General features: G+C 43.3%; 17 protein-coding genes. 15 read left to right on the top strand and 2 right to left on the bottom strand.

Annotated elements, in window-relative coordinates; all coding sequences use genetic code 11:
* The first annotated feature begins 69 nt into the window (after nucleotides 1–69).
* The 3 genes from ECHVI_RS06735 to ECHVI_RS06725 are packed head-to-tail and all read left to right on the top strand — an operon-like array spanning nucleotide 70 to nucleotide 6718.
* Nucleotides 70–3750 (top strand): SusC/RagA family TonB-linked outer membrane protein, encoded by a 3681-nt coding sequence (locus tag ECHVI_RS06735; protein WP_015265211.1) that lies wholly within the window; start codon nucleotides 70–72, stop codon nucleotides 3748–3750.
* A 12-nt stretch (nucleotides 3751–3762) separates the two neighbouring features.
* Nucleotides 3763–5172 (top strand): RagB/SusD family nutrient uptake outer membrane protein, encoded by a 1410-nt coding sequence (locus ECHVI_RS06730; RefSeq protein ID WP_015265210.1) that lies wholly within the window; start codon nucleotides 3763–3765, stop codon nucleotides 5170–5172.
* Nucleotide 5173: 1 nt separating this feature from the next.
* Nucleotides 5174–6718 (top strand): TlpA family protein disulfide reductase, encoded by a 1545-nt coding sequence (locus tag ECHVI_RS06725; protein WP_015265209.1) that lies wholly within the window; start codon nucleotides 5174–5176, stop codon nucleotides 6716–6718.
* A gap of 72 nt (nucleotides 6719–6790) precedes the next feature.
* Here the strand turns inward: ECHVI_RS06725 and ECHVI_RS06720 are convergent, their stop codons facing one another.
* Complete coding sequence (locus ECHVI_RS06720) at nucleotides 6791–7114, bottom strand: hypothetical protein (protein WP_015265208.1); 324 nt, start codon at nucleotides 7112–7114, stop codon at nucleotides 6791–6793.
* Nucleotides 7115–7575: 461 nt separating this feature from the next.
* Here ECHVI_RS06720 and ECHVI_RS06715 point away from each other — a divergent pair, with 461 nt between their 5' ends.
* The 5 genes from ECHVI_RS06715 to ECHVI_RS06690 all read left to right on the top strand — a co-directional run bounded on the left by ECHVI_RS06715 (nucleotide 7576) and on the right by ECHVI_RS06690 (nucleotide 16595).
* Nucleotides 7576–8919 carry an aminotransferase-like domain-containing protein gene (locus tag ECHVI_RS06715; protein ID WP_015265207.1) on the top strand — a complete coding sequence of 448 codons (1344 nt, stop codon included), beginning with the start codon at nucleotides 7576–7578 and terminating at the stop codon, nucleotides 8917–8919.
* A gap of 513 nt (nucleotides 8920–9432) precedes the next feature.
* Nucleotides 9433–10068 (top strand): hypothetical protein, encoded by a 636-nt coding sequence (locus ECHVI_RS06705; RefSeq protein WP_015265206.1) that lies wholly within the window; start codon nucleotides 9433–9435, stop codon nucleotides 10066–10068.
* A gap of 16 nt (nucleotides 10069–10084) precedes the next feature.
* Complete coding sequence (locus ECHVI_RS06700) at nucleotides 10085–10720, top strand: hypothetical protein (protein ID WP_015265205.1); 636 nt, start codon at nucleotides 10085–10087, stop codon at nucleotides 10718–10720.
* Between the two features lie 8 nt (nucleotides 10721–10728).
* The gene (locus ECHVI_RS06695; RefSeq protein WP_015265204.1) at nucleotides 10729–11364 is read left to right on the top strand and encodes a hypothetical protein; all 636 of its coding nucleotides are present in this window, start codon (nucleotides 10729–10731) and stop codon (nucleotides 11362–11364) included.
* Nucleotides 11365–11438: 74 nt separating this feature from the next.
* Nucleotides 11439–16595: a right-handed parallel beta-helix repeat-containing protein gene (locus tag ECHVI_RS06690; protein ID WP_015265203.1), complete on the top strand. Its 5157-nt coding sequence runs from the start codon at nucleotides 11439–11441 to the stop codon at nucleotides 16593–16595.
* Between the two features lie 71 nt (nucleotides 16596–16666).
* On the opposite strand, the gene ECHVI_RS06685 is transcribed toward ECHVI_RS06690, so the two are convergent.
* Entirely contained in the window at nucleotides 16667–17506 is an 840-nt protein-coding gene (locus ECHVI_RS06685) for a LytR/AlgR family response regulator transcription factor (protein WP_041738378.1), read from the bottom strand.
* 123 nt (nucleotides 17507–17629) lie between these two features.
* On the opposite strand from ECHVI_RS06685, the gene ECHVI_RS06680 reads away from it, so the two are divergent.
* From ECHVI_RS06680 to ECHVI_RS06650, 7 genes are all read left to right on the top strand, one after another.
* Nucleotides 17630–17995, top strand: coding sequence for a hypothetical protein (locus ECHVI_RS06680; protein WP_015265201.1), 366 nt, complete (start codon nucleotides 17630–17632; stop codon nucleotides 17993–17995).
* Between the two features lie 252 nt (nucleotides 17996–18247).
* Nucleotides 18248–19093 carry an RteC domain-containing protein gene (locus ECHVI_RS06675; protein ID WP_015265200.1) on the top strand — a complete coding sequence of 282 codons (846 nt, stop codon included), beginning with the start codon at nucleotides 18248–18250 and terminating at the stop codon, nucleotides 19091–19093.
* A 94-nt stretch (nucleotides 19094–19187) separates the two neighbouring features.
* Nucleotides 19188–19601, top strand: a complete 414-nt coding sequence (locus ECHVI_RS06670) for a hypothetical protein (protein ID WP_015265199.1) — start codon at nucleotides 19188–19190, stop codon at nucleotides 19599–19601.
* Nucleotides 19602–19611: 10 nt separating this feature from the next.
* A complete protein-coding gene (locus ECHVI_RS06665) occupies nucleotides 19612–19917 on the top strand; it encodes a DUF4134 domain-containing protein (protein ID WP_015265198.1) in 306 nt (101 codons plus the stop codon).
* Between the two features lie 11 nt (nucleotides 19918–19928).
* Nucleotides 19929–20381, top strand: a complete 453-nt coding sequence (locus tag ECHVI_RS06660; RefSeq protein WP_015265197.1) for a hypothetical protein — start codon at nucleotides 19929–19931, stop codon at nucleotides 20379–20381.
* A complete protein-coding gene (locus ECHVI_RS06655; protein WP_015265196.1) occupies nucleotides 20378–20698 on the top strand; it encodes a DUF4133 domain-containing protein in 321 nt (106 codons plus the stop codon). Before ECHVI_RS06660 ends, ECHVI_RS06655 begins: the two co-directional genes overlap by 4 nt.
* Nucleotides 20695–23157 (top strand): TraG family conjugative transposon ATPase, encoded by a 2463-nt coding sequence (locus ECHVI_RS06650; RefSeq protein ID WP_015265195.1) that lies wholly within the window; start codon nucleotides 20695–20697, stop codon nucleotides 23155–23157. The genes ECHVI_RS06655 and ECHVI_RS06650 overlap by 4 nt, the downstream gene beginning before the upstream one ends.

Raw genomic sequence — 23157 nt, 5'->3', positions numbered from 1 at the left:
AATGGGCTGGTTCAGCAATGGACTGGCCCTCTTTCATTTATTTTTTACCGGACACCAATGATTAAAAATATGAAAAAAACTCTACTTCTCCATGTAGAAGAGAGAGGGTGCGGGTCATTGCATTCCCAAAGCACGCTCTCCTATCTGCATCAACTACAATCCCTGGCCAGCCCTTTTGGCCGGAAGTTCATGCTTATTATGAAATGGTCTGTCTTTATTATCGGGATGATTTGTCTTACTTCAGCCACTTTATTTGCTGGAGAAGTTAAAGGACAGTCTATTTTGGATATCCCAGTGACTGTAGAACTTAAAGAAAAACCATTAAAGCAAGTGTTGGATCATGTATCAAAGGTATCCAAAGCAGCTTTTATTTATAGTGATGATGTTGCTGCTTACAGGATGCCTGTAAGCATCAGCGCAAGCAACGTTCCTCTTCGGGGTGTATTAGACCAAATCCTGAAGGATTTACCTTTTACTTACATATCCCTGGGAGGAGATATTGTCATTAAATCAAATGAAGATACAGGGAAGTTTTCTAAACCACCCTCCCAAAATGATCCAATAGAATCCGGCACAGTAAAAGGAGTAATTGTTGATATAACAGGCGCCCCGATAGCCGGGGCAACCATTCAGATCAAAGGCACTCATCGAGGAGCATCATCGAATGAAGACGGAATTTTTGAACTTGAGAATGTCGTTGAAAAAAGTATATTAATTATCTCTATGATTGGTTTCCAACCCAGGGAAATAGAAATAACTGATGTTTCCAAGGAACTTTTTATAACACTTCAAGAAAGCATCTCCGAAATGGAAACCTTTACTGTTTCTACTGGATATGAAACGCTACCACAAGAGAGGTTAAACGGAAGTTTCGCCCTTTTAGATAGCTCGTTACTAAACAGGGCTGTTTCGACAGACATGTTATCCAGGCTTAATGGCACTGTTTCTGGCCTGTTATATTCAGGTGGCACCTCGCAGATTGTTACTCATGACCCGAATGGAAGAAACCCGGGGATTATTATACGAGGTATCAGTACCCTAGATAACAATGTCAGTAGAAGTCCTCTGATTATTGTAGATAATTTTCCTTATGAAGGAGATATAAATAATATAAACCCAAATGACATCAAAAGCATAACTGTTCTGAAGGATGCAGCAGCCGCTTCTATTTGGGGAGCGAGGTCAGGTAATGGCGTGATAGTTATCACTACAAAGAAAGGGAGACAAAATGAGAAGATGCATCTTGAGTTCAATTCCAACTTTACAATACAGGAAAAACCTGATTTATGGTATGATCCAAACTATTTACCATCCAAAGACTATATAGAAGTAGAAAAATATTTATTTGACCAGGGGTACTTTGACCCTTATCTTCAAAACACAGTCTATTATCCGGTACTTACACCTGCAGTTGAGTTACTTGATAAAGCAAGATCCGGTGAAATAACAACACAGCAAGCCCAACAATCATTATCTGATTTAAGCAAATTTGATATTCGGGATAGTTACGACCGCGATATTTATCAAAAATCATTTAATCAACAATATTACTTGGGAATAAGAGGTGGGGCAGACAAAATGACCTATGCTTTTTCGGTGGGGTACGATAAAAATAAACACGCCTTAAAAAGGAATGGCTATGAAAGAGTCACTCTTAACACTTCTAATTCATTTTCTCCCGTTCAGAAACTTACTGTAAAGCTTGGGCTGAACTTTAGTACCAACCAAACATTTAGAAATAATCAAATGCCATTTGGTACAGGCATTTCCATTGGTGGGTTCACACACGCTGGTATTTATCCCTATGCCCAATTTTCTGATTCACAGGGAAGGGCACTATCTGTAAATAAAGATTATAGAAGGTCCTATAAGGAGCAGATGGAGCAAAGAGGGTTTAAAGATTGGCAGTATCGCCCAACCGACGAGCTTAGATTTGCTGATAACCAGACGAAAATATATGATCTGCTTATTAAAACAGGCTTGGAATATCAGGTTACCCCTTTTTTAAAAGCCCATTTACTGTATCAGGCAGAAAGACAGAAGATAAGCAATTATGAGCATTTTAATGAAGATACTTATTACACCAGAAATCTTATCAACCGCTATTCGCTTCTGAATTCTGATGGTTCTATTTCATATCAAATACCAGAAAATGGTGGGATTTTAAATGTTGGTGAGTACGACTGGCTTTCACAAAATATTCGAGGTCAGATATCATTTGACAAAAACTTTCAACAAAGCCATAGTATTTCAGCCATTCTTGGTAGTGAAATTCGAGAACTGACTACCAAAGGGTATCAAAGAACATCTTACGGTTATGAAGAAAGGTTTGGGACAGCATCAATGAATCTGGATTTTTCAACGTTCTTATCGACTTCGCCAGGAGGATTTGCCCGTATTCCAGCACCAGATGGAACAGTAGTAGGGAGGTTGAACCGGTTTGTTTCCTTCTTTTCCAATTTAGGGTATGTCTATGATGACAGGTTATCCTTTACTCTAAGTGGAAGGAATGACGGAACAAATTTATTTGGAGTCAATATTAATCAAAAGATAACCCCTTTATGGTCCGCCGGGGCCGGTTGGACCTTAAGTCGCGAAGACTTCTTTCAAAGTAGTTGGCTGGATTACTTGAAGCTTCGTTTGACATATGGTTATAATGGAAATGTATATTATGGTTCTGCTTACACCACCGGAGTCTATCGATCCAGTTATCTAACAGGCCTTCCAGTTATTTCCAATTTAACACCTCCCAATCCTGATTTGCAATGGGAAAGGATAAGGAACATCAATTTTGGGATCGATTTCGAAACAAGAAATGGGGTGTTTAGCGGAACAATTGAATTATATCAGAAATCAGGTAAAGATTTAGTAGAACCTTATCCTCTGGCTCACAACTCCGGATTTAGAGAATCCATGATCAATTCTGCATCGACCAGAACCAATGGTGTGGATGTAACAATTAACACCAAAAATATAAATCGGGCATTTCAATGGAAAACCAGCTTATTATTGAGTGGCTTAAAAGATAAAATTACCAGTTATAAGCAGGAACCTACGTCCTCATCAATACAAAATCGTGTCCTTGCTGAAGGAAAGCCTTTGTACAGTATATTCAGCTACAAATGGGCAGGTTTAGATCCCGAAAATGGTGATCCTCAGGGGTATTTAAATGGGATGGTCAGTAAGGACTATCAAGCAATAATTAATAATTTTCATCCTGATAGTTTAATTTTCCATGGCTCTTCGTTACCGCAGATATATGGCGCAATTCGAAACGATTTTAGTTTTAAAGGATTATCTCTGTCCGTAAACCTTTTACTCAAAGCTGGATATTATTTCAGGCGATCATCAACAGCCATAAATTATACTGATATTATTGACGGATATGCCAATCTGGACTATACCCAACGCTGGCAAAATCCAGGTGATGAAAAGATAACCAATGTTCCATCAATAGTTTATCCTTCTGATTCCCGTAGGAGTACCTTCTATAATTATTCAGAGAGTTTGGTAGAGAAAGGCGACCATATTCGTCTGCAGGACATTAAGCTCAGCTACAATTTAAAGACAGCCTTAAAAGAAAAACTTCCCATGAAATCATGTAATGTTTATGTCTACTTGAATAATGTCGGAATAATATGGAAGGCTAATGATCTTGGAATAGACCCTGATCAGGCAACATCAACAGCATTACTACATAGGTTACCTAACCCCCTTTCTTTCTCTTTTGGGGTAAGTGCAGGCTTCTAAAAAATGTCAATTATGAAAAAACGAAATTCAATAAGATACTACGGTCTAAGAATTTTTCTGGCTGTAGAAATAATATTTCTGGCGGGGTGTTCAGAGTTGAATACCTGGTTAGATGAAAAATCAACTTTGTCGGACTCCAGACCAGAAACATTAACAGATATGAGAGCTATTCTTGACTATGCAGAGTGGATGAATTACTTCTGTCCGAGTATGGGTGATTTAGGCACTGATAATATTTATATGGATATTCAAGCATTTAATAGTGCTCCGGAGACTCAAAGAAACGCCTACATTTGGGCCGATGTAATTTTTAACGAACCGGAATCCTTAGACTGGACATCTGCATACCGAAAGATTGCCCATGCCAATGTTGCTTTAGATGGACTAAATTCTATCAAAAGAACCTCGGCAAATAGTGCAGAATATGATGCTGTAAAAGGTACCGCATTGTTCTTCCGCGGATTTACCTATTATGGTCTTGCCCAAATGTTCTGCAAGGTCTATTCTGAATCGAATATGCAGAGTTTAGGCCTCCCCCTTCGCATTACTTCTGATATAAATATAACACCAAAGAGATCTTCTCTGGAACAAACATATGATCAAATCTTTCAGGATCTTCATGAAGCTTTAGCTCTGCTTCCTGATGTAACAAGTTATCAAACACGACCCACTAAGACATCTGTCAGGGGCTTACTAGCCCGTGTTTATCTGAACATAGGAGATTTCCAAAATGCATTGATGTATGCGGATATGGCATTAAAAGACAATAACAATTTATTGGATTTTAACGACAGTTCACTCGTTAATCTATCAAGCTTTTACCGTTTTCCAGTTCACCCATTGAATCCGGAAATTATGTTTTGGGCGGCTTCTAACTTACATTATGTGATTTCTCCATTAAACATTATGATTTCCTCCGTCAGCAATGACCTGTATCAGAAGTACGATGATAATGATCTTCGAAAAAAATTCTTCTTTGCTGAAGAGGGGGAGAATGAAATAAAGTTTAGAGGGACATATTCAGGGCTCAATCGAAATTTTGCGGGAATTGCAGTGAATGAAGTCATTTTGATACGGGCAGAATGTAATGCCAGAATAGGCAATGTGTCTGATGCAAAAGAAGATATCAATTTGCTTTTGGAAAAGAGATATCTAAAAGGAACATTTGAACCTATATCCATAGATCATCCTGATAGTCTCTTAAATAAAATCCTGGAAGAAAGAAGAAAGGAACTTCCGTTTACCGCTCAGCTCCGCTGGGACGATCTAAGGCGACTGAACTTAGATGAAAGGTTTGCTAAAACAATGAAAAGAGAGCTGGGAAATCAAGTTTATTCATTACCTCCGAATGATCCCAGGTATGTTTTTCCAATTCCTCTTATGGATGTTCAGTTAGGTGATCTTCAACAAAATGAAAGGTGAGATGATGAGACTTCTATTATTATTGTTTGCCCTAATAGCAAACCCAAATAAGGCCTTTTCTCAATATGAGAACAGTCAAAAAATGGTGTCAGTGACAGTGCGATATGATCAGGCAACTGCAACAGACACATTGATGCTATTTGTTATGAATCCCTTATATGGGGAAACGCCTTCATTAAAAAATCCAGGGAAAAAGATAAAAGCTACAATGGATAATGAGGGTTTATATAAATTCAGTTTTAAGACCAACACCGGTATTGGATATTACATGGTGGCCAACTTAAACCCCAAAGAGGGAAGGATATATACTGAAGAGCGATTTGTTAAAAGAGCAAGATACTTAAAAAAGGCTTTGACGCCGTTATTGATTTATGAGAGTGGGGACAATGTAAAGATCCAAATAAGTAAAAAGAAAGTGCTTCCAACATATGAAACTTATGACCCTATCCAATTATTTGATCTATCATTCTCGGGAGAAGGTGCTACCAAATTAAGGGTATGGACAGAAACGTATTATATCTACAGAAAAATAGGAGGCAGCAATAAATCCTTTGATTCTAATCAAAAATACCAGGACGGTTATGCTAAAAGTGCTGAAGCCATAAAAACCTATATTGAAGATCATAAAGATGCCATGAGCCCTGAGGCCTATGAACTGCTTATGGCAGATGCACTTTATAAATTATATACCCCAGCTCTCAAAAATGGTATTTTAAGGTATTATAAAGAAGCCGAGGAACAACTATCATCGGAAGAACTGGAGAACATCAAAAAAGCTTACTTTGAAAATGTTAGAGACGTTTTACCGGAAACTGATTTGTCAAAGGAGACATTAGCAAGATCCTACTATTATTTTAGGTATTTAGTTCGGAAAAACATTGTGGATAGTTACTTTTTAAATGGAAGTGAAGACCCGTCACAGGTTTTTGAACGAATAATGTCTAAATATTCAGGGGAGCTACGAGAGCGGATGTTAACTCTATTCCTATATACATCCTTTGGAACACGGCAGTTTGATAAGCAGCTTGAAAAAGTCATTAAGATCGCTCGTACTGATTATTGTCAAAATATGCTTACGGAATTAAAAAAAAGGAAGACTGGAAGAGAAATGGTGAATTTTGAGTTGGAAGATCAAAAGGGAAATATTGTTTCATTGTCAGAGTTTAGAGGTAAAGTAATCGTTATAGACTTCTGGTTTACAGGGTGTGGGGCTTGTAAGTGGATGTTTGAAAATGTATTAAAAAAAGCAGAAGAAGTTTATCAATACAACCCAAGTGTCAAGTTTATTTCCATATCTGTTGATGGCTCCAGGAGAGTTTGGGAGAACAGTTTAAAAAAGGGAGGATATACCTCGGATAAGGCTATTAATCTTTTTACCAATGGGGAAGGTATGAGTCATCCAATTGTGTCCAGTTACAATATCAGGGCGTATCCAACCATTGTTATTATCAACAAAGAGGGAAAAATAGACAGCTATGATCTTTCTGATATCAGAAAGGAAGATGGTTTTAAGGCCCTTTCCAATCAAATAGACAAATTACTGTAAGTTAATAATAGGCCCTTTTAAAGAAATCTTAAAAGGGCCTATTTGCTCATGAAAAACTAAAGGGGCTATTCTTTAATTGTAGCCATTCCTGAAGTCATCCACTGTGGCCTGATTCTTAGGAATACGACTTTGCATATCAGGCGGGGTCTCACTTGAAATCAAACAAGCATCGGGACCTCCAGGGCAAGACTCACTTCCAGATGGAGTCTGGACAGTATAGTACTCCACTCCTCCATCGGTGGTTTCACCTGTAACTGCCCATTGAGTGGCAGTCACTGCCTCATTTTTATCACTGCTTTTGGCTTCTGTTTTACCATTTCCTTCTTTGGCAAAAGATACAAGCGCAAAACCCAAAACGAGGGCAAGAGCCATAAATGAAAATTTAACCGTTTTCATAACTATAAAAATTAAAAAATTACGCCTACTCTATTCACAGGTTTTCAGCATCTCCTGATCGTCGCGCAACAATATTTTTAATGACCTTTTTAAAAACTTCAGAGCTAATTTCGTAAGAAAAATAATACCGGGAGGGAGCCAGTTTGCACTTTTTCCGGTAGGCCAGCAGAGATTGCCTGTAAAGACTGGTAGTTTCAAAATCAGATTTTTAGGTTTTCCTTAAAATCATGATAAAACGGCATGGTGAAAATTTATAAACATCTGATTTTCAGTTTAAATTGAAAATCACAGTAGGCCAGTTGTCACTTTTTCCGGTAGTCCAGAAAATCGTTTGGATCAGGGAAAGTACATATTCTACTACATTTGCAGGTTCATAAAACAGAAAACTCAAGCTCCGGCAACTCATCCTCACACATCTTAGTTTAAACCATTCGCCAGGATGCTTGAAAAACATCCGTAGTATGGTACCCAAACTTTTCCATCAGCTCAGATTGCATGACCACGAAAAATATTCCCTGCAAATTGAGGAGTTTATAAAGCGTCAGATACAAAAAGGAATATTAAAGGAAGATTTTCCTATGCCCTCGGGCAGGGAACTGGCAATATTTCTATCGGTTCACCGCAAAACAGTAATGAAAGCCTACGAGCGGCTCACGGCACAGGGCTACCTCTATGTAGTAGAAAGAGTGGGCTTCTATGTAGGCAGCAAAAATAGCGGTCCGGGCCACTTTGAGAAGCTCGCCAGAACTGTGAGCTTAAGCGAGGACTTTCCGGATATTTCACTTAGTCCGGTAAGAGACCTTGCACAGTCCTACCGCCGGTATTTTTGGAAAGGCCGCAAACACGATAAACATCTAATCCAGTCGCAGGGATATCCCCCATTTGAAAATACCCTTCATCATTACCTGGTACAAGAAAGGGGTATCAGCTGTACAAGGGAGGAATTCTACTTCTCCCATGGTCATTATACACTTTTGTTTTTGATAATCTATTCCCTCTTTCCCAATGGTGGCACTATAGTGCTGGAAGAGCCGGGAGATCCGAGGGCATTGGAAATTTTAAGACAAGCCGGGGTGAAGTGCTTTTTTGTTAAAGTAGATGGGAAAGGCATGAAAACCGAACATCTGGAACAGCTATGCTCCCAAAGGAGGGTTGATGCAGTGCTGATAAGCTCCCGCTGCCAGTACCCCACTACCGCGTTTCTTTCACATGACCGGAGAAAGACACTAACATCACTATCCTATAAAGAAGGTTTTTACATCCTCGAATGCGATTACGACCATGAGTTTATCTATAGCAGGGAAGTTCCTATTCCATTAAGGGCCGAATATCCTTCCGGAAAGTTAATTTATATGACCTCACTAAGTAAAATGATGCCCTCCCTGTACCTGATGGATATTTTGGTTGCTCCAAAGCCGGTAATCTCAAAAGTCCGCAGTATTCTACAAAATCAAAGGAATGTGATATTGGAGCAATCGGTCAATGAATTGCTAAAAACAGGAGTCATTCGGTTATATGCCGAGAAGCTCAAAAGAAGATACCGGAAAAGAAGAGATGAGCTGCATGGTATTTTATCCGCCAAAGAGGGCATATACTATCATCTGCCCGAATCAGGCCTGGCTTTTTGGTTGGAGTTCTCCCGTTTCCTGGACCTGGAAAAGCTTTTGGGGAGTATCAGTACCAAGGGCTTTTTTCTTCAGAACCCTTCCGTGTTTTATGCAAGTGGATACCCGGGCAATACCCTTCGGCTTGGATTTGGAAAAATGAACAGGGAGCACTTAAAGGAATTTCTGGAATTAATGTGAATTTACATAGCTTAGCCACATGACTTAAGGTGAAGCTTTATTTCACAAATAACATATAGCCCTTATGTTTGCTAAACGTTTTGTTTAGTATCCAGCCAAAGATGCTAAATGTTCATATAACCAAACTGTCTAGCAACAAAGGGAGATTGGTCGATTTTGAAAGAAAAATCAGAATAAAATTTTGTAAATACAAAGTATTGTTTTACTTTAGCCTGTAAGTTAGTAAGAATATTTTTATAAGGCTCCTCGCTAAGACTAGATGAAAGAAATGATTTAGCAAGGAAAATAGGGGAAAGTAATTCTGCTGACTTTAAAGTTTCTTCGCTCAACACATCAAGAAAGGAAAAATTTTGGATAATAGTTAAGGACCATTCCGGGCTTTTGGTAATGGAAACTTAATTAATAGGAGTAAATGGATTTTTGCAAAAATCGCAACTGATGATTTTTTGTTGCGAAAATTAATTTTACAGAAAAAAGGAGTTGCTGTAAAATTGAAATATAAAACAGAAACCTATGAAAACAAACTTTTTCATCTTTCTCGGATCAATGTTGATTCTTTTTAGCACAGCTTGTAATAAGGATAAGAAAGCACTTCCCACCACGGTTGAAGGATATGTCTATAATGGGGTTGAGGGGTTTACCTGGGACAAACCTATTGAAGTTATTCTTGTAAAAGAAGTTGCTTCGGGAAGTTGGGTCGGTGGAACGGGCGAGGAAACTGTAGCAACGACCTATGCCGATTCCAATGGGTACTACCACATTGATTTTAAAGCGGAGAACGTTCGGCATTGGGTGCGAATATGTGCCAGCGGAATTCCTCTGCATCATAATTATTGTAATTCTGTCGGCGGAACCCCCGTAGAAAGAGGAACTAAACAGAAAATAGATCTCTATCTGCCACCTTACTCATGGTTAAAACTTCATGTGGAAAATGTGAATTATCAACCTGGAGATATAATTAGAATTTCTACAAGATCAGGAGACTATTTAACCTTTTATGGTCCAGCTAACGAAACAAGAATTTTATTATATGGTGGTAAAAAGGTTACTATAGCATATGCTGTAGAACGAGAAAATTCAACATTTTTATATAAGGATACAATTTCTTTAACACCCTTTGACACAACCTATCACAAATTAGAGTACTGAAGTGACCTATTAACCTATGAAAACAAACTTTTTCATCTTTCTCGGATCAATGCTGATTCTTTTTAGTACAGCGTGTAATAAGGATAAGAAAGCTCTTCCCACCACTGTTGAAGGATATGTCTATAATGGGGTTGAGGGATTTGCCTGGGACAAACCTATTGAAGTTATTCTGGTAAAAGAAGTTGCTTCGGGAAGTTGGGTCGGTGGAACGGGTGAGGAAACTGTAGCAACGACCTATGCCGATTCCAATGGGTACTACCACATTGATTTTAAAGCGGAGAACGTTCGGCATTGGGTGCGAATATGTGCTAGCGGAATTCCTCTGCATCATAATTATTGTAACTCTGTCGACGGAACCCCTGTGGAAAGAGGGACTAAGCAGAAAATTGATCTTTACCTGCCGCCTTATTCTTGGTTAAAACTTCATGTGGAAAATGTGAATTATCAAATAGGTGATGAGCTCCATATTAACTTTAGAAATCAGAAGAAAGTATTTTATGGACCAGCTAATGATACTGCAATTTTTTTTGGGAGTGGAGGGGGGAATACTTTTGTAAAAACTCTTTTTCGTAATAACCAGACTGTAATTAAAAAGAGAGATACCGTATACCTAACTCCATTTGACACAACCTATCACAAATTAGAGTACTGAAATGGCCTATGAAAACGAACTTTTTCATCTTTCTCGGATCAATCGCGATACTTTTTAGTACAGCATGTAATAAAGATAAAAAAGCACTTCCCACCACTGTTGAAGGATATGTCTACAATGGGGTTGAAGGATTTACCTGGAACAAACCAATTGAAGTGATTCTGGTAAAAGAAGTCGCTTCGGGAAGTTGGATCAGTGGAACAGGTGAGGAAATCGTTGCCACTACTTATGCCGATTCCAATGGGTACTACCGTGTTGATTTTAAAGCAGAGAACACCCGGCATTGGGTACGGATATGTGCCAGCGGAATTCCTCTGCATCATAATTATTGTAACTCTGTCGGCGGACCCCCTGTGGAAAGGGGGACTAAGCAGAAAATTGATCTTTACCTGCCGCCTTACTCATGGTTACAGCTTCATGTGGAGAATGTGAATTACCAGCCTTTTGATGTATTATCTCTAAGCTGGGGAAACGGGATTTCCCGCAGTTTTTACGGTCCAGCTAATGATACAGCTCTTTTGTTGGGAGCGGGATTAAAAAGAACATTGATTTTCGCATTAAAAAGAAACAATGTTTGGAGTAATATTTATGACACGGCTTACCTTACTCCATTTGATACAACTTACCATAAGTTGAAGTATTAACAAATATAGAAGCCGGTGTCGTTGCAGCGACACCGGCCATCACTTTTTGAAGTTTAACATAAAAACCTCATGCAATGAGACGCAAAATTACCACTTTTTTAGCTGTGCTATGTTTTGTCACGGCTCAGGCCCAACAACCTGGCCTCGACAGCCTCAAAGCACTTTATGATGACCTCCTTCCTTATGCCTCCAGTGGCATATTGATCGACCGCAACCCGGAATGGATCTTGGCAACCCAGAGTAATTACGACCCAAGACTTCATGAAGGAAATGCCACAGACAGTTGCAACCCACTTATCTTTAAAGATCTATACCGGCTTTTTTATCATGCCACCGGGGATCGCAACCGTTTTAGCGTCCATCCCGACAATTATCAGGATGCCATAGATAGTGCTATTTATGGACAGAAGATGGATTTTACGGATTTTGAACAGGTTATTAATACTGTTCCGCAGGCAGATTTTGTGCTGGGACTTATGCACTTCGAGTATGATTATATCACCCCGATGGCTTATGACAGTGCCTATGTTGTATTTGATAGTACATTAAATAAGTTTCAACTATTGACGGGAGATATTGCTGTTTATGACACTGTTTTTCTCGATACGGCGACCATGTCTACCCATCCGGACAGCATTATTATTGCCGACACCTCCTACTACAATGATCCCTCAATTACTCAGGGCCGGAGTTTTCATAAAAAGACCTTAGTGGCCGGATCACTGCTGAGGGACAACGAGGTTTGTCTTGAAAGTCTGAGCGAACCTGTGAAAATTTACATTGATCCCCGCTTTTTTATCGTCAATAATCCTAATTACACATATCACATCGATTTCGCAGATGGCAACGGGTGGCAGCAAGTTACTGTAGGCCAGGTTGTCAACATCACATACGGGTCATATGGACCAAAATATATTAAATTCCAGATAAGGAATTTGTCAGGCAACCCGATGTATGAGGGGCACATGATGGGAGCTTTTATAAAAGTGAATCACTGTTTGTTGGGAAGCCCCGATGGTAAAATTATCAACCCGGAGACCAACCACTGCCAGGTACCTATGTCCGAAGGCAAAGGCAAACTGGTGGGATTTATGAAATATTCCTATGGAGGAAGTGGAAAGCTACATAAACCCATAATACTTGTCGAAGGACTGGAAACTTCCAGTTATGTCCAGGGTTATCCCGAATACGATAAAGGAAATTACTGGGGGTTTGGTGACTTGAACTGGACTTCCGTTTCCAGTGGTAATTTTGGAAGCGTTGCTCCTCAATTGTCCAAATTACCCATATTCGGAGACTCACTGTTATCGGAAGGATATGATTTGATTTACGTGGATTTTCATTCCAATAGATCCGTTATACAAAAAAATGCCAATGCTTTAATCAGCCTTATTCAGGCGGTAAATGATAGTCTTACTGCAAATGGAAGCCCTGAAAATATTGTGGTTATCGGTGCCAGTATGGGAGGGCTTATCTCAAGGACAGCGGTAAGAAAGATGGAGCTTCATGACTGTTGTCATAACATCAGGCTGCACGGTACCTTTTCCTCACCACACCGTGGAGCTAATATTCCTTTAGGTGTCCAGCACTTTCTATATGAAATGGGAACAACTTACAATATAGCAGGGAAGGGTGATGACGCCAAGGATTCTTATGATCACGTTGTGAACAGCCCGGCAGCCAGACAAATGCTCATTTATCACCGGGAATCCGGTGCCCAACCGGAGCATGAAAATTTTATGGAGTATTTAGATAGTATCGGCCATCCCCAACATTGCCGGAATATTGCATTGACCAATGGAAGTGGAATGGGAATAGGGCAAAGACAGGATAATAACAATCTTTCAAGCTATGGACTGCAGCCAAAGGATTTACTATTAAGTGTTGCTATTAAATTGACCGTTCCTGTAGTTGTTCCGGATGTAACCGTAGTGGCATTTTCTCTTGCAAATATGGCATTCGGTGGTTCTACCTCACAGGGAAATTTCACCTTAATGAATGCCAAGGCTTATGCGGTAGATGATAGTCCTACAGCTGTTTCCAATAGTGAGGTATTTGAAGGTGGAGTATCAACATGGGATAATATCTTGCACCTTATTGCCCATGTTGTGTTGTATGCTACGGGAATGATCGTCATTATCAAAATACTTATTGCTCATGGAATAGTAAAAGCTCAGAATGCGATTTCCATGGCGTGTATGTTATGTCCCCTTATCCACGCTTCTGAAATATTAGCCGTTTACATCACTTCGGGGATCTACTCCGGATTACTCCTATATAGCCAGGACTTGAATCAAGACGCAAATCATCATAATATGGCTAAAGAATATGCTACCGTGGCAACACTTCCCTATGATAATGCGCCCGGAGACTTTAATATTACTCAGCAAACCATAGCTGACCTTAGTGGTGGTTTGGTAAAAGCTGATTTCCCCCATCACAATTTTATCTCCACAGTCAGTGCATTGGATATTGATACCAATGATTTGTTTGTTAATGTTCGTGATGCCATCATTGTTAATCCGGATATTACCCCCTTCGAAGCAGTCTGGTATAATCAAACTGAATTAACACCAGAATTGATAGAAAGCTATAACCAGCGGCATGTGGAAATAACCGATGAACCTGATGGAGGGAATATTGGCTGGACATTGAATATGTTAAGGGAAACAGAAGGACCGGCCACAAAAACCGGAGGCGCCCTGGATGAACTAAATACTTATTTTAATTATGGTTTACCTTATGAGGAACCGGTGGCCCCGGACGGGTTTATTGTTTCCACAACGGTACAGGCTAATGGCAACCTCCGGGTAAATGCGGATAATGTGGTAGGCTTTTTATCTTCCGGGTATCCCGCTCCCGAACAAAGGAGTCATTTCTCCATTACTACCGTTAGTTCAGAATGTGGAGGTAGCTACGTCAAAGTCCAGAACGGAGGTGCATTTACCTTGGGGGATAATAACTATCCTTCTGTAAGCGGTAAGGGAAATTCTACCGATGTCACATTTCTGGAAAATTCTGTTTTGGAAATAGAAAACGGAGGAACTTTGACTATTTATGATTTCAGTACATTGGTAATAGATGAGGGGGCTGAGCTCATCATCCATCCCGGTGCGGTTATTAATCTGGAAGGACAAAATTCGGTATTGGAAATAAAAGGCAAACTGATCCTGAAATCCAATGCGGATTTTGCCCCGTCAGGGAGCGGTTTTGTTCGTTTTGATCAGAACATGACAACCGGAACCGCCAACCAGTTGATTGTTTGTGAAGGAAATAACGAAATGTCGTTTTTGGGTACAGGAAAAAGCAACAAGCGGCTTGAAATTGCCTCCAACACCATATTCACATCTGATCTCGATTATGTACAAATTGAGAATGCAAAGGTAGAACTGGCAGTAGGTGCCTATTTGGGAGTCCATCCTGATTTTAAAAGCTGGCATACCCTGTATACCCGGCTGGGAAATTCCTGGACACACGGAGGACTGAGAGTATACGGCCAACCCCTTATGGATATCAGGTACTGTGATTTCAAATATGGAGATGATGGGCTACTTGCTGTGCTTTCTACCTATGGCAATCCTTTGGACCTGGCTTACTGCACGTTTACAGATTGTGGAAACGGCTTAAAGTCACAAGGAAAACGGGTGAATATCAGGCATAGTACCTTTGACAACAACACGAAAGGTTGGCTGGCACTGGATGTGGATGGTACCTGTGAAACATTTAAAAACGACTTCCAGTACAATTCTACCGGAATAGATTTCCTCGGTCAGCAAGGTTCCGGTCTAAAGTTGTCCCACTCAACCTTTTACTCCAACAGTAACGAAGGAGTTAACCTGCAAGGAACCAGCGCCTGGTCTTTTTGCTGCAACTATGCTTCCAATGGTACCGGAATGGCCATAGATGAATCTGAGGTATGGATGAATAACCATTCGCAGAATACGTTCGATAATGCTCAGGATGTTTACCTGCAATCCGCTGACGGCTTGAACATTAATTATGGCTATAACACATTTGAAGGAACATTCTACATCGAAGGCGAATTTTCCTCAAATGCCGCTTCCTCACTGTATTATGACGCACAAAATGACAAGTACTACCTGGAAGTGAAGAATAACCTGATGCCCGCTGCTGGTACTATTGTTCCGGTAGACATCACAATGGATGGAGATCCTGTGGGCCTAAGGGATTGGGGAACACCGGCGGCATATCCAACTGCCTGTGAGGATATGGAAATTGAGACACCTTCCACAATACCCGATGAACTGGAAACAGAGATTATCATACCGGATGAAGGGGGAAACCGTATCCTTAACGAGGCATTGATCTATGCGGTCGGGTTCATCGAATCTCAGAATATAGAGAACGCAGATGACAACCTGACGGCTATGGAGATACTGAGAACCATCATGAACCATGTGAAGGAAGTGGCTCGATACGGTTCTTCTGAACCCAACAACATTCAGTTACCACTACTAACCACCCAGGAACAGCGTGTCATGGATTTGGCGTTTGACTTTTATATGTTGGCGCTTTCCAACGCTTATAGATTTGAGGTACTGGAACCGAACAGGGCGGAATCCGAGCAACCCGTTCCTATGGAAATTGATTATATCATTGATGAAGCGGAATTTCGGTTGGAATATCAGGCTCCTGATGCATCTGATCCTTACCTGATGGAGTTCCATTATAACCTTGCCCAGTCCCATGCCTTCCGTATTGGCGAGTATTATGACTATGCGCTGAATAAGCTTATTGATGCGCAACAGTGGGCGGAAGGGAGAGAACTGGAAATTGCCGAGTACTGGCAGTGCGTTTATGAAGCAGAAGCCGATCTCATACTGGAGAATATTGATGCGGAACAGTTCCTCGATATGACAATGAACTGTCGCTTGACCGCTCCTGCTTATAAGAAGTCCCCATCTCCACATGGTTCCACAGGTGTTGATGTAGGAGATATTATCTATAGTGAAGGTGATGATAAGGGTGAAATAACCTTAACGCTCCAACCTAATCCAACCCGAAGTTTATCGACATTGTCGATACAGGGAAGTCATCCTGAAATGAATATTCGGGTATACTCTAATACAGGGGCTCTTGTTCATCGTGGCATGATCGAAGAAAATCAAAAAGAGTATCTCTTAAACCTGGATGTTAAACCGGGCGTTTATCATGTTCATATATCATACAGGGGTAAGAATGAAGTAATCAAATGGATCATAGCTAAGTAAAACAGGTAAGGTGGTTTTACTTGAACATTTGGTTCAACAGGAGAAGGTTGCTCAATTGAGCGACCTTCTTTTTATCTGTCCATCCATTCCTTAAACCGTTTGGCTCTTTTTTGGCTCACCACGATAGGTGTATCCGTGGCAGGTTTCAAATACAGGAGCAATTTGCCGTGCTCGCCCAGTTCAAAATGACGGCACGAGGCAAAATGCACCAGAACCTGCCGGTTCACCCGGAAAAAAAGCCGTGGGTCCAACAAATCCTCCAGCTCTTCCAACGAATAGGAAATCAAATAACTCTCCCCGCTGAGGGTCGTTAAAAAGTTATGGCGATTGGACCTTTCTATGTAACTGATCTGTACTACGGGCAAAGGAATGTTTTTAGTCCCTTTTTGCACCAGGATGGTTTGCTTTTTCCCGTTTCCCGCATGCTGCACGGATCGCAGCTTTAAAAAGAAATAATGGCAGACGTAATACAGGTTGAAAATAAAGATCATCGCCATGATCAGCGGCAGGGCATAGGCTACGTAATAGGTGTCCTCAATAATGTTCAACCCGTAAACCTTAAAATAAACGGCCGCCAGGATAAAGTCGATGACCCCGGGCACCATCACCCCCAGGAAAAATTGCAGGCATAAACGGATAATGGGCCGCTGCTGCCAGTCGTAGTATTTGTCCAGGTAAACGGTAGTACGGTAAATGAACTCGATAATGACCAGGGTGATCAAAAGGGAGGAAAAGAATTCCACGTAAAATGCGGGCATAAGAAAATGTTCCCAAAAACCCTCCATGGTGCCATACAGGCTGATAAACAAAGCCCCCATCACTCCAATGATCAGCCGGAAATACAAATCATTATAGCCTACTGCACTATGGGCAGGCCTTGCCGCCGGTAAAAAAGATTGCTTTTCTTCCATTCTCCTTTTACACCCTTCCGAGACACACATTAATGTAAGAATATAGCTACAAATATAAAACATCGTAGGTTTTATCGTTAAATAGTTGATTTTAAATGTATTAATAACCAAACTTTTGATATTATGACTGAACTGAATCCGGAAGGAATGAACCAGGTGATGGGTGAGCTTTATGCCCTCAATGACGAACTGCTATTGGAAGAGGCCCAACAGGTGTGCAGCGATTTCAAAAGCTGGCTGACCAATAAGTTTACCGTCACCGACCAGCAGATGGAATACCTCGATGGTGTACCGGAAAAGGTCCTGTTTATGTGGGGTGCCCAGCTGGCGGCATTGCTGGTGGCGCGAACACAGATCGAGATTTTCGGTCCCCCGCAGACTTTCAGAACCAAGCAAACCGATATGGAAAGCCAGAGTAAGATACGGCATATTCCCGGCCAGCCGCCACAGGTGGAGATGTCCGCTTCCATTGAATTTATCCAGCCCTGAGCCAAGGTACCCGCAGGTGTTTTACCGCGGGTACTTTTGATTTCGCCCTTTTATTTCGGGCAGGGAACACGGTATTTCAGTACCGATTTTTAGTAACTGGAACATTCCCCCATCGCCCAATTCCCCGTTCTTTCTCCCGGAAAAGGTAGTTTTGCTCCACTTCAACGTATGTTTCACGGGCATGGCCCGGGATGAAGCAAACAACGGTGACCTACCGGAATATCCCGGCCATTCCAAAACCAACTATTTGTCATGAGACACCTTTGTCATGAACTCTACCAGGGGTTAAAATCCCAATTACACGAGGTCCATCTGGCACAGCACCCGCCTTTGCGGGAAGCGCAGGAATGTTTCTCCTGTGTGCACACAGCCCTGGATCAATTAAAAGAGAAGTTTGCGGGCTATGATTTTACCCCGCCCGAGGAAATTTACTTTTTCAAGCAGGTAAAACCACGCTTTGTATCGGAGCAGATCTATTACGGGGAGCTCTATTACATGCATTCCACCATTCCGATAGAACCCAAGGAGATCGCCCAACACTTTAAAAGGCAGCTCGCCTTTATCCGCAGTTATTTTCAGCGCCACCACTTTTTGTACACCTACTTCAGGCTGGACCGCAATGACCTGGATGAATACCTCTTCCGGCGCAATGCCCCGAAGGTGCCTTTCCTTCCCGATAAACCCTTCATTCAGCGGGATGCCCCGTTTTCCACCCTGGGAAGCTATCGCTTCTCCCGATTTAAGGCATATTCCCGCCTGAAAGAACATCTCCACCAGCAAATCCGCACCTTAAAAAACCCGGAGACCGCCACAGGAAAAGCCCGACTGAAGTGGACGGCTCCCAAGGTGGCCTTAATTGAGCTTACCTATGCCTTGAAAGCGGCGGGTGTATTCAACAACGGCCAGGCGACCATCCGGGATATTGCCACGGTCGTGGAAAAGGTCTTCCAGCAAGATATGTCGCAATACTACCGCACCTTCCAGGAAATCCGCATCCGCAAATCGGGGCGCACCCATTTTCTAAAGCGCCTTACCCATGCCCTGGAAAAGTGGATGGACAACACCGATCTGGACGGCAAAGGGGAAAAATTCGACTAAAAACACCCTTACCGGAACCCACCTTCGGGTCACAGTGTGAACAATTGTGGCCCGTCTCCCACACTTTTGTCCCCGAACATTTTACCAAAATACTATGATCGAGCACATTTCGTGGGAACAGTTCCTCTTTGCCCTGGCCGCAATGGCTGCCCTGTATTACACCTATGTCGGCCTGCGCTATTACCGCCGTGAGCTGGCCGGGGGCTTTTCAAAGCGGACCGTAAAACCAAAGAAAAAAAGATCTACGGTCATCCAGCTAAGCGAAGAAGAGTTTGACCGGGCCTTTACCGAGCTCAGCAAGCTCACCCTGGACATCTCCGCCATAGTGCCCCGCTGCCGGTCCTCCGAGCAACTGCTGGAAGAATTGCGCCAGCGGCTGGCACACTTTAAAGGACGCCATGTCCCGGCCTTTCAAAAGACCATCCTGAACCATACCCTTCAGATGGCCCGCTCCAACGGGATATCGCTCTCTGAGGAAGCTCTCTCCCACACCATCGAAAACGCCTAAACCTCTTATCATGAAACACAAGTATCTCAAATTCCTGCCCACCCTGGCACTGCTGCTATTGGCCTTTTCCGTATTCGGACAGGACGGCAATGCCGGGATCAATGAAGCGACCAACAAGGTGCGCAGCTACTTCCAGAGCGGTACCAACCTGATGTATGCCATTGGTGCCATAGTCGGGTTGATCGGTGCGGTGAAAGTCTTTAACAAATGGAACAACGGGGAGCCGGACACCGGCAAGGTTGCCGCCGCATGGTTCGGCAGTTGTGTATTCCTGGTAGTGGTAGCCACGGTACTGCAAAGTTTCTTCGGAGTATAACCCTTTCTTGTATGAATGCATTGGAAAAACGCATAGCCGGAATCTTGCCCGAAATAGACATCGCCGGGCACACCTACACCATCGACATAAAGCTCCAGGAGCTCCGCAATAAAAAGGAACCGTGGAAAAACCTGAAGTTTGACCAGATGGTCACCAGTGAAAACGGGGAGAATTATTTGTTTTTCTTCCGTTCCCGGAGACAGGAGCTCTTCTACGCTTCACAGGAAATGACCCACGTCCCCAAAGATGTGGTCATGGTGGAGATCCCCCACGAGCTGCACCTGGACCCGGTGGGCATGGCCCGTAAATACGGGATGGCCGACGATTACTTCCAAAAGGGGTACCCCATGCAGGAAAAAAGGGTAGCCAACATCACTCCCCTGGAGAAGACCGGTCTTCTGGAACACGTCGCCCAAAACCGGCGGCAGCAGAAAACCCAAAACACCAAAGGACAGAAACTATGAATCCCTACACGATCAACAAAGGGATCAATGCGCCCCTGGTCTTTAAAGGGCTCAAAGCCCAGTATATCGCCTATCTCGCCGTGGGGCTGGTGGTACTGCTGGTCCTTTTTGCCGTGGCCTACATGCTGGGCCTCTCCAAATACCTTTGCCTGGGGGGCGCCCTTGTTTTGGGCGGAGCCCTCTTTTACGGGGTCTTTCACTATTCCGGTAAATACGGGCAGCACGGGCTGATGAAGGCCACTGCCTACCGGCAGGTGCCCCAAAGTATCCGCTGCCGCAGCAGAAAACCTTTCTTAACCCTTAAAGACCATACATGATCTTTAGCGACCGCCATATCGACCTGAAGGACAACTTTCCTCTGTTTAAAGTGGAAAAGGATCGCATCATCTCCCGGCAGGGGGACATCACGGCGGCCTTTTCCATCACCCTCCCGGAAATCTTTACCCTTTCCGGTGAAGATTACCTGGCCCTGCACCACACCTGGGTAAAGGCCATCCGCATTTTGCCGGTAAACAGCATCTTCCATAAGCAGGACCGGTTTACCCGGGAAGGGCACCAGGCAACCTTTACTTTGGACCAGTCCTTTCTCTCGCAAAGCAGTGAGCGCTTTTTCCACGAACGTCCCTTTTTGGATCACCGCTGCCATATCTTCATTACCCAGCGCCCCCTGGACAAACCTCTGGGCACCTCGGCAGTGTCCAACCTCTTGCGGTCTTCCCTGGTGCCGCCCGAAGCGGTATCGGAAAAGGCCCGCGAGGACTTTGAGGATACCTTAGGGCAGTTTCGCCAGATCCTTGAAGACGGCGGGATGTCCTTAAAATCTCTTTCCGCTGAGGATATATGCGGCACCTCCCACCGTTCGGGGGTATTGGAAAACTACCTTTTCCTGGAAAACGCCGGAAAACCCCGACTGATGGACATCCGGTTTAAACCGGAGTGGCAGATCGGGGATAAATATGTCCAGCTGTATTCCCTGGCGGATGTGGAAGATTTGCCGGGAAGTGTCCTGCCCGACGGAAGACTGGAAAAATACGCCACCGACAAAACGGACTTTCGTTGTGGCTATGCCGTGCCCGTAGGAGCCATGCTTCCCTGTAACCATATCTATAACCAGTACCTCTTTATCGAGGACCACCAAAAGACCATAAAAAAACTGGAAGCCAAACGCCTTAGGCTGGAAAGCCTGGCGGCCTATTCCCGGGAAAATGCCATCGCCAAAGATGCCACGGCTGCCTTTTTAAATGAAGCGATATCCGAGGGGCGCAAAGCGGTTAAAGCGCATTTTAACCTGATGTTATGGACCACTAAAAGGGAAGAGCTCGCCGAACTGCGCAACAAAGCTTCGGCGGCCCTCTCCAAAATGGATGTGACCCCACGACAGGAAACCGTAGGCACCCCGCAGCTGTTTTGGGCAGGCCTTCCCGGCAACCAGGGCGCTTTCCCCGTCAATGAGACCTTCGATACCTTCATCGGCCCGGCCAGCTGCTTTCTGAACATGGAAACCAACTACCGTTCATCGGTAAGTCCCGTGGGCATACGGCTGGGGGACCGCATTACCGGAAACCCGGTCAATGTGGACATCTCCGACGAGCCCATGAAAAAGGGGTACATCACCAACCGCAACAAATTTATCCTCGGGCCTTCGGGCAGTGGAAAATCTTTCTTTACCAACCACATGGTACGCCACTATTATGAGCAGGGTACCCATGTGGTGCTGGTGGATGTTGGCCATTCCTACCGGGGGCTGTGTGACCTGGTGGACGGATACTACTTTACCTATGAGGAAAACAGCCCCATCCGCTTTAATCCCTTTGTGACACCCGACGGCAAAATGCCCGATACCGAGAAAAAGGAGAGCCTGAAAACCCTCCTTTTGGCCCTGTGGAAAAAAGATGACGAGCCTTTCAAACGCTCCGAATATGTAGCTCTTTCCAATGCGATCACGGGATATTACGAGTATCTGTCGCATTCCAGGGAAGTGACTCCTGGCTTTAATTCCTTTTATGAATACCTCGAACTGGAATTCCGGGATGTCTTAAAACGCGACGGGGTGAAAGACAGGGATTTTGACATCGAGAATTTCATGTATGTACTACGCCCCTACTATGAAGGCGGTGAGTTTGACTACCTTTTGAATGCCACCGAAAACCTGGACCTCTTAAACCAGCGCTTTATTGTCTTTGAGCTGGACAACATCAAGGACCATCCCATCCTGTTCCCGGTGGTGACCATCATTATCATGGAGATCTTCATCGCCAAGATGCGAAAGCTCAAAGGTGTGCGCAAGATGATCCTTGTGGAAGAGGCCTGGAAGGCCATCGCCAAGGAAGGGATGGCCGAGTACCTGAAATATTTGTTTAAGACCGTCCGGAAATTCTATGGGGAGGCCATCGTCGTCACCCAGGAGGTGGAGGACATCATTTCCTCGCCGGTCGTCAAAGAGGCGATCATCAACAATTCGGACTGCAAGATCCTTTTGGACCAGTCCAAGTACCAGAACAAATTCGACCGCATCCAGGAATTATTGGGCCTGACCGAAAAGGAAAAGGCCCTGGCATTGAGCATCAACAAGGCCAATGAACCGGGAAGGCTGTACAAGGAAGTCTTTATCTCCCTGGGCGGGCAGCTCTCCAAGGTGTACCGCACCGAGGTCAGCAAAGCCGAATACCTGGCCTATACCACCGAAGAGAAGGAAAAAATACAGATCGACCGGCTGACCCAAAAATACGGGGACCGCAAAAAAGCCATCGCCGCCCTGGCACGGGAAAACAACTAG

Source organism: Echinicola vietnamensis DSM 17526, assembly GCF_000325705.1.
GTDB lineage: Bacteria > Bacteroidota > Bacteroidia > Cytophagales > Cyclobacteriaceae > Echinicola > Echinicola vietnamensis.
Note: the sequence above shows the minus strand (reverse complement) of the source record. Positions and strands in the feature narration are given on the sequence as shown.